Source organism: Pseudomonas sp. RA_105y_Pfl2_P56 (genome assembly GCF_963970845.1).
Taxonomy (GTDB): Bacteria; Pseudomonadota; Gammaproteobacteria; order Pseudomonadales; family Pseudomonadaceae; genus Aquipseudomonas; species Aquipseudomonas baetica_A.
The window spans coordinates 1-1,661 of the sequence record NZ_CAXAPL010000093.1; the positions used below are offsets into that span (position 1 = coordinate 1).

The 1,661-nt window shown below is 59.4% G+C and carries 1 protein-coding gene; it reads left to right on the forward strand.

Going from position 1 to position 1,661, the window contains the following annotated elements; all coding sequences use genetic code 11:
* Positions 1-1,469: acetate--CoA ligase (gene acs / locus AACY11_RS28170; protein ID WP_339496312.1), on the forward strand; the 1,469-nt coding region annotated here is incomplete at its 5' end.
* Between the last annotated feature and the right edge of the window lie 192 nt (positions 1,470-1,661).

The window sequence follows — 1,661 nt, forward strand, 5'->3', positions numbered from 1 at the left end:
TCGGTGGTTTCTCGCCGGAAGCCCTGGCCGGTCGCATCATCGACTGCAAATCCAAAGTGGTGATCACCGCTGACGAAGGCATTCGTGCCGGCAAGAAGATCCCGCTCAAGTCCAACGTCGACGACGCGCTGACCAACCCGGAAACCAGCAGCATCCAGAAAGTCATCGTGTGCAAGCGCACCGGTGGCGACATCAAGTGGAACCAGCATCGCGACATCTGGTACGAAGACCTGATGAAAGTGGCGGGCAGCGTGTGCGCGCCCAAAGAGATGGGCGCTGAGGAAGCGCTGTTCATCCTTTACACCTCAGGCTCCACTGGCAAGCCGAAGGGCGTGCAGCACACCACGGGCGGTTATCTGCTGTATGCGGCGATGACCCACGAGCGTGTGTTCGACTATCGCCCGGGCGAAGTTTATTGGTGCACGGCCGACGTTGGCTGGGTCACTGGCCACAGTTATATCGTCTACGGCCCGCTGGCCAACGGCGCGACCACGTTGCTGTTCGAAGGTGTGCCGAACTACCCGGACATCACTCGGGTGGCGAAGATTGTCGACAAGCACAAGGTCAACATCCTCTACACCGCGCCGACCGCGATCCGCGCAATGATGGCTTCGGGTCAGGCCGCTGTTGAGGGCGCTGATGGCAGCAGCCTGCGCTTGCTCGGTTCGGTGGGTGAGCCGATCAACCCGGAAGCCTGGGACTGGTATTACAAGAATGTGGGCAAGTCCCGTTGCCCGATCGTTGATACCTGGTGGCAGACCGAGACGGGCGGCAACATGATGAGCCCGTTGCCGGGCGCCCATGCGCTGAAGCCGGGTTCGGCGGCGCGGCCGTTCTTCGGTGTGGTGCCGGCGTTGGTCGACAACCTCGGTAACATTATCGAGGGCGAGGCTGAAGGCAATCTGGTGATTCTCGATTCGTGGCCAGGTCAGGCGCGCACGCTGTATGGCGACCATGACCGCTTCGTCGACACCTACTTCAAGACGTTCCGAGGCATGTACTTCACCGGTGACGGTGCGCGTCGTGATGCCGATGGTTACTACTGGATCACCGGGCGGGTGGATGACGTGCTCAACGTCTCCGGCCACCGCATGGGTACGGCCGAGATCGAAAGCGCGATGGTTGCCCACCCGAAAGTCGCTGAAGCGGCGGTGGTTGGTGTGCCGCACGACATCAAGGGGCAGGGCATTTATGTCTACGTCACCCTGAAAAATGGCGAGGAGCCGACCGAGCAATTGCGTCTGGAGTTGAAGAACTGGGTGCGTAAAGAGATCGGCCCGATTGCTTCGCCGGACGTGATCCAGTGGGCGCCGGGGCTGCCGAAGACTCGTTCGGGCAAGATCATGCGCCGCATTCTGCGCAAGATTGCCACGGCTGAGTACGACGGGTTGGGGGATATCTCGACGCTGGCGGACCCGGGTGTGGTGCAGCATTTGATTGATACGCACAAGACCATGAATGTTGCTTAAGTAGCGGGTTGATGTGTAGGAAAGCCCTGTTCGGTGTAGGCCGGATGGGGCTTTTTTGTGTCTGTTGTCTCGTCCTGAATAAGGTTTACACCTTCTGGCTTCTTATCAGGAGGGTGCAATGGATACGGGCGCAAAACGTAGTCAGCGCGATTACACGCTGACTTTTAAATTGTCAGTTGTCGACCAAGTAGA